General features: G+C 48.4%; 6 protein-coding genes. 5 read left to right on the top strand and 1 reads right to left on the bottom strand.

Annotation, left to right across the window (positions count from 1 at the left end):
• Positions 1-238 precede the first annotated feature (238 nt).
• A complete protein-coding gene (locus AC0YNZ_RS31190) occupies positions 239-3,010 on the bottom strand; it encodes a patatin-like phospholipase family protein (RefSeq protein ID WP_475830246.1) in 2,772 nt (923 codons plus the stop codon).
• 490 nt (positions 3,011-3,500) lie between these two features.
• On the opposite strand from AC0YNZ_RS31190, the gene AC0YNZ_RS31185 reads away from it, so the two are divergent.
• From AC0YNZ_RS31185 to abc-f, 5 genes are all read left to right on the top strand, one after another.
• Positions 3,501-3,704, top strand: a complete 204-nt coding sequence (locus tag AC0YNZ_RS31185; protein WP_475830245.1) for a hypothetical protein — start codon at positions 3,501-3,503, stop codon at positions 3,702-3,704.
• Positions 3,701-3,982 carry a hypothetical protein gene (locus AC0YNZ_RS31180; RefSeq protein WP_475830244.1) on the top strand — a complete coding sequence of 94 codons (282 nt, stop codon included), beginning with the start codon at positions 3,701-3,703 and terminating at the stop codon, positions 3,980-3,982. The genes AC0YNZ_RS31185 and AC0YNZ_RS31180 overlap by 4 nt, the downstream gene beginning before the upstream one ends.
• Positions 3,983-4,115: 133 nt before the next feature.
• On the top strand, positions 4,116-4,466 hold the full coding sequence (locus AC0YNZ_RS31175) for a hypothetical protein (RefSeq protein ID WP_475830243.1): 351 nt from the start codon (positions 4,116-4,118) through the stop codon (positions 4,464-4,466).
• A 168-nt stretch (positions 4,467-4,634) separates the two neighbouring features.
• Entirely contained in the window at positions 4,635-5,111 is a 477-nt protein-coding gene (locus AC0YNZ_RS31170) for an SMI1/KNR4 family protein (RefSeq protein WP_475830242.1), read from the top strand.
• A 448-nt stretch (positions 5,112-5,559) separates the two neighbouring features.
• Entirely contained in the window at positions 5,560-7,047 is a 1,488-nt protein-coding gene (gene abc-f, locus AC0YNZ_RS31165) for a ribosomal protection-like ABC-F family protein (RefSeq protein ID WP_475830241.1), read from the top strand.
• Positions 7,048-7,287: the final 240 nt, after the last annotated feature.

Below are 7,287 nucleotides of genomic sequence, written 5' to 3'. Positions count from 1 at the left end.
AACGAACGGTTACAAGCAAAACTAAACGGCCTCAGTCCGATGGAATTTAGGACCAAGGCCGCTTAATTGATTTTTGTTATTTGTACTGTCTACTTGACGGGGTTCAGTTCAGTCCATGACTGCCGCTGTTTCGTTTTTTTTTTTTGGTTAGTCTAATACTTTATTTTCCCAGTGCACCAAGGAATAAATTACTTAATTACCGGCTACTTGCAGGCCTCCATCGGCCTTCTCTCATCATTCAACTCTGCATGGTGTCGGTCGCCCAGACCGCCGTGCCGTCGGGCCGGTAAATAACGACGTTGCCGTCATCCTGAACAACCAGCCGGCTGCCGGGGTGCTGCCACGTATCGGACGACCAGCGGGGCACAGCGTTCTCGTCATAGATAACCAGATTTCCGTCACCCTGCATGATGCACACCCCGACCGGCCCCCCTGTTGCTGAATCCCAGAGCCAGCTCCTGTCGCCGTTGCTGTTGTTTATATAAAGCACCAAATTTCCATCGCCTTGAAAAACGAAGGTATATCTTCCGTTTGCGGATTGAACCGGATGGTTAACATCAAGCAGTTCGCCCGGCTGCATATCGTCCCCGGCCGCTGCCGGACCTGAAGGCAGCATCGCCTGCACGGTGTTCGTCGCCCAAACCGCTGTCCCGTCGGGCCGATAAATAACCGCGTTGCCATCATCCTGAACGACCAGCCGGCTGCCGGGGTGCTGCCACGTGCCGGATGACCAGCGGGGGACCCCGTCCGCATCGTAAACGACCAGGTTGCCGTCTCCCTGCATGATGCACACCCCGACCGGGCCGCCGGTTGCCGAATCCCAGAGCCAGCGCCTGTCCCTGTCCCTGAAGTTTTTGTACAGCACCAAATTTCCGTCTCCCTGGAAAACAAAAGTATACCAGCCATTCGCCGAATGGATCGGCCGATCTATTTCCAGCAGCTCGCCCGGCTGCATATCGTCCCCGGCCGCTGCCGGACCTGACGAAAGCGTCGCCTGTACGGTGTTCGTCGCCCAAACCGCCGTCCCGTCGGGCCGATAAATAACCGCGTTGCCGTCATCTTGAACAACCAGCCGGCTGCCGGGATGCTGCCACGTATCGGAAGACCAGCGGGGGACGCCATCCGGTTCATAGATGACCAGATTTCCGTCGCCCTGCATGATGCATACCCCGGCCGGTCCTACTGTATTCGATGCCCAAAGAGCCTTCCGGTCCCTGTCCTTGTAGTTTTTGTAAAGCACCAGATTTCCGTCTCCCTGAAAAACGAATGTATACCAACCGTTTGCAGAATTAATCTGCCGGTCGGCATCCAGTACCTCGCCGGGCAACATATCATCCCCGGCGGCTGCAGGACCCGATGGAAGCCATAGCACTTTGGCCGGCTGCCAAGGGTGGCGCTCCCAATCAAGCCACCAGCTTTCGCATTCGGATGGGACGGCTCCACCCCTCAGCTGCCGGTCATGCACAAGATCACGCAGTTCATTTTTGAGATTGCGCACCTCCTGCAGGACTTGCGGATCGGCTGCGGCAGCCTGCGCGGGATGCACCGGGCGTCCGTTTGCATCGTACTGCAGAAGAAAACCGTTTGCGGCATATTCCTTCTCCCAAATCTCCTTCCGCTTCTCTACAATCCGGCCTGTATGGCGCTGTTCACTAAGCTCATCGGCAAGCTTCCGATATTCCGCAGTATTATTTTGCTGCCTGGCCTGCAGCGTATCGTCGGCCCGCATATAACCGTGCGCTATCCGGATATCGATCAGCCCCGGATCTATGGTCATGATGTCGTGGATGTCGAAGTCAGGCTGGATCAAAGTCACGTTTACCCCCCAGCCGAGCGGCGGTTCGGCCTCGTTGAGCACTGTCTCGTTGGTCATAATATCGCTGGCTGCGCGGCTCGCCACATCGGCAATCGTAGCCACCCCTACATCAAACGACTGCAGCAATTCGCCGCTTGCGACGCTGCGCGCCGGATCTACCGTGCTGTCGGAGGCAAGCACCGCATATACATCGGTCGCGCCGGACTGAATAGCCACCTGGATAGGTGCAATCTCACGCACGCCGCCGTCCACGTAATTCTCGCTGCCGAGCTTGACTGGCGGAAAGGCGAAAGGAATGGCGGCGGAAGCAAGCGTACCTTGTATAAGGCTGACGTGCAGCGGGCCCGGCTGCGGCGGATGGTCGATCTGGCATTGATCCAGTCTCACATTCAGCTCATTGATCCGGCCGTTGATCGCTTTAATTTGCGCCAGAATCTCCGCTCTCTCGCTGCCGGTTGCATGATGCAGGTCGGCTTGCAGCCGTGTGCGTTCCTCCTTCTGGTCATCGATCTCGTTGGCGAGTGACCGGCACTCGGGGGCAATATCCGGCGGCGGCGCCATCAGTGGCGTCGTATTGTCACGCTCCAGTACCACCCCCGTCTCGGTTACATAGCGCAGTGCTCCGCTTTCCAAAGCGACCGCCGCGAGACGGAGGGTGATCCCGGACTGGCGTACCTTGTTTAAATCGAGCTTTGCAGGATTGTTCAGCTTGTCCAGAATTGGTCCGAGGTTATAGAGCGAACGGGATCTGGCGTTTATGATCTTCTCGAGCTCCCGCTTCAGCTCCTGGATATCGTTTACCGTATTGATCAGATCATAGGCGACCCAAGCCCAGCCGATCGGGCCGAGGGCAATTTTACCGGCTTCCAGGGCGACCGTGCCGACTTGACTAGCTGCCGATTGTTCAAGGAAAGCAAGCACCTCGGAGTTTTCGATGCCCGTCAGCCACGCTTCTTTTTCCCACATATCCGAATTGCTCCGCAGTCCGCGCCATATTCCGATCAGCCCGCTCAAGCCGCGTGTAGCGTCGCTGCCGTCCCCTTCTCCCTCGGACAGCTTGATCGCATTGATGGCGCCTACCGAACAACCGGTCAAAATCGCAGGCCGGATATTTTTTTCATAGAGATAGCGCACCGCGCCAACCTGAAAATCGCCTTTCGCTCCACCACCGCTCAGTACAATTGCTACAGTCATGACCTACTCCTCCTAAGGCTTCTTATTAAAGAGCTGCCTATTACATTGCGCAGCCGGTTTTTCGTCATCGGAGAATCGTCTTCTCACCTCCCGGGTAATCATACGTAAGCGGTCGCCTCCTTATATGCGTTTACAATATTTCGCGTCGGCTTTCGCAGGCAAACGGCTAAAACCGCTTGTCTGCCGCATGGAATTACTTCGACATTTAACCATTTTTTCCCTCTTATCTCCTCCGCAAAAATCAAAATTTTTCCATCGGTTTTAAACTTCCCCGGGAAACGATAGATGAATAAAAGACATTAGACAAAGGAGCTGCCGCGGTAAGCTCCTTTTGCTTGTTCTCAAAATTATACTTTTTATACAGATGTCTGCCGGGCATTGAGCTAAGAGGCACATATGTGATATTTGTTTTTGGGAAGATGATGGTATTTAATATAATGACCCCGATTATGAGGGGGGAGCAAATACTCAGTCAGAAGGTGCTGCCGACATGAACAAAGAGGAGTTTCTAAAGGAACTTGATGAGATTATAGAAGATAAGATGTTCATTGGAAATGATATCGATGACATAGAAAAAGAAATTTCACAAAACACATGGTCAATTTCGATGAGTCAACAGTTAGCCAGTGAGTTTACAGTTGGGGAGATAAGAAACTTTTTTTGTAATGTAATTACTATAGAGCTGAACAAATGACAAAAGCAGTCTGTAATCACGGAATGCTATTTTATGTATGGTTTGATTGGCAATCTGGAAGGTTACGCTTTAATTTTATTTCAGACATCCATACAAAACTACCTTTTAAATGTGAAATTGAAACAGTAGAAAACATTGATTCGATAATAAATGAGTTTTTAAAATATCCGTATCATGATGGTATTCTTTTTTGGGAAGTAACATATGAAGATGAGGCAACTGTGGAAGATACAGAAGTAAATTCACTTAATGTCTTTTTGTACGAATTGAGAAATTAGAGGAACAAATTGTTAAGCTAACTGGCAGGATAGTTCAACAATTACACGAATATTTTAAATTGAAGAATTTGCCAAATTCATGATTTTAGATGCAACAATCAAAAATAATAAATCAGAATGGATGTGCTACCCATTGGAAAAGCAAGGTGTAATAATTAGATTCATTATTGAACAAGAGGAAGTAGGGATGTATCATGATGCAATTTATCATTATATGACTAATGACGGTCAGCCAGACGGATATTTAGCATGCTGGCCTTTCGCCAAGACCGCAACATTTCAAATTGAGTTAGATACTCTTGAAGAAGCAAAAATATATATTAGACAATACGTTAATGATTTTATTAATGACATGGAAGATACAACGAAAGATACCTTTTGGAAAGAGCAATACTTTATTAAAACGAAACATAAAACATTTCCGAAACTAAAAATCGATGTGTTACATACAAGTGAAGATGGTGAATTTGATTATTATGCATAAAAGAATATGACAGCTTTGACAGCAAAGAATGTTTGGCAGAAGATTTTCAATATAAGATTTTGCAAGATGATTCAAGATAATTACTACTGAGTCATTGAACTCCCTTAGTACGATTAAATTACCTAAATTATGGTATAATTTATCTAGATAATAGATGGGAGTGTCTATGTGAATAAAATAGAATGGGAAGTTACTAAAAGCCGTCCCACCACAGAACACATAGAGCAAACCGAGAAGGAAATTGGTATAAAATTCCCAAATGATTTCTTAAACAATGCCATAAACCATCCTGGGGGATGCCCATTCCCATACGCATTTGATGACATGGAAACACCTGAACGAGTGCTGCAGGTTGTGTTAAATTTTGATCCCAATGACAAGAACAATGGCTTGTTGCCTACATTTGAAGATTTAAAGGACTATATGCCCAAGATGGTTATTCCTTTTGCGTCTGATCCATTTGGATCTTATATTTGTTTCGATTACCGTAAGTCTTGTATCCCTACAGTTGTATTTTGGGATCGTTCAGTTACAATGACCTTAGATCCAAATGAGATAGAGGAATCAGATCTACTTGAGTCGGTCATACCTATCTGTGGTTCCTTTACTGAACTAATCAATAGCTTATACGAAGTGAAGGTTTGACTAACAGATAACGTTAGCGGAAAAACCCTGTGAGTAGATTGACGCGGCATCTGCTCCTGTTTTCGTTGAAGTAACTGTCAGAATAGTGAAATAACGGGAATCAAGCGAAGGATCATGGCGGAGCTTCGCAAGGCTTCAGCCTAAACGGGACGGCGCAGGTTGTAGTTAAATTACGATTGTGATAAACTGTACGTAATTTTGATGACGGGAGTTGAACGAATACATGTAGAACTTTCTTGCTGCGAGATCACGAAAAGAACGGACTCAGCTATCGGCTGTGGTCGGTTTATTTCGTCTCTGCAAGAAAGGTCTGCATTTCGTTTGCGCTCCCTATCCGGACAGTCATCCGGCCCCTTCGAATGGGGCCGGATTTCCTCGTATGGATCAGAGCCGCAAGAAAGCACCTTTCTTGCGGCTCTTTTTATTTCCATACGAAAGGATGATCGCCATGCCCGCGATACAGGTATCCAATCTTACTTTTGCCTATCCAGGTAGCTATGACCTTATATTCGAAAATGTTCATTTTCAAATCGATACAGACTGGAAGTTGGGGTTTACAGGGCGAAACGGTCGGGGGAAAACGACGTTCTTTAACCTGCTGCAGGGGAGATACGAATACAGCGGCACGATCACCGCACCGGTCGCCTTTGATTATTTTCCGTTTCCCGTCGAACATCCGGAATATTTGACCGTCGACGTCATCGAAGAGATCGTGCCAGGCTATGAGCGCTGGAAGTTGATGCGCGAACTGAACCTGCTTAAGGTTTCGGAAGACGTGTTGTACCGGCCATTCGAATTGCTGTCCCAAGGCGAGCAGACGAAGGTACTGCTGGCCTTGCTGTTCATCCAGGACAATCGATTTCTGCTCATCGATGAGCCGACCAATCATCTCGACTTTCACGCACGAAAGCTTGTTGGCGATTATCTGAATACGAAACGCGGTTTTATTCTTGTTTCACACGATCGGGCATTTCTCGACCGCTGCGTCGATCATATTCTATCGATCAACAAAACGAATATCGAAATCCAAAAAGGCAGCTTCTCCAGCTGGTGGACGAACAAAACTCGCCAGGACACGTTCGAATTGGCACAAAACGAAAAGTTGTACAAAGACATACAGCGTTTATCGACTTCTGTCAAACGCACGAGCGGCTGGTCTCACGAGATCGAAAAATCGAAAAACGGCACACGAAACTCCGGCTCCAAGCTGGACAAGGGATACGTCGGTCACAAAGCAGCAAAAATGATGAAACGCGCGAAATCCATCGAGCAGCGGCAAAACACCGCTGTAGAGGAGAAGTCGAAACTGCTCCGAAATATCGAACAGTCAGAAAGCCTTGTGATCACTCAGCTCGCATATCCCAAATCCGAACTGGCCGTGCTGGATCACGTCACGATTTATTACGGGGAAAGACCGGTTTGCGAGAACGTTCGTTTGACGGTCGAACAAGGGGATCGGATCGCAATTTCAGGCCCAAACGGTTCGGGCAAGTCCAGCTTGCTCCGCCTGCTCAACGGCGAGGCGCTTCACTATACAGGCACGTTTCGGCTGGAGCCGCAGCTTCGCGTTTCCTATGTATCCCAGAGTACCTCTCATCTGCGAGGATCGCTTTCCGATTATGCAGCAGAGCACGGAATCGACGAAAGCTTATTTAAGGCCCTGTTGCGTAAGCTTGATTTCGCCCGCATCCAGTTTGAGAAGGATATGTCGGCGTTTAGCGGCGGGCAGAAGAAGAAGGTTCTGATCGCGAGAAGCCTATGCGAAGAGGCTCATCTGCATATTTGGGACGAACCGCTCAACTTTGTCGACGTGATTTCCCGGATGCAGATTGAAGAGCTGCTGCTTGAGTACGCGCCGACCATTGTGTTCGTGGAGCATGATCGGGAATTTCACGACCGTGTTGCTACGAAAACGATTGAACTCGGTGGGAGTTAGATTTATACAAAGTGACTTGAAGTAAAACATGATTTCAACGACAGAAAGCTTTTCAAACAACTTTTTATGAAAAGGGGGGAGATTGAACTCCCTCAGTACGATTGTTCAATAAAACAGCGGCAGTCTAGGACTGAACTGCACCCCGTCAAGTAGACAGTACAAATAACAAAAATCAATTAAGCGGCCTTGGTCCTAAATTCCATCGGACTGAGGCCGTTTAGTTTTGCTTGTAACCGTTCG

Source organism: Paenibacillus sp. J2L1-98 (genome assembly GCF_056269405.1).
Note: the sequence above shows the minus strand (reverse complement) of the source record. Positions and strands in the feature narration are given on the sequence as shown.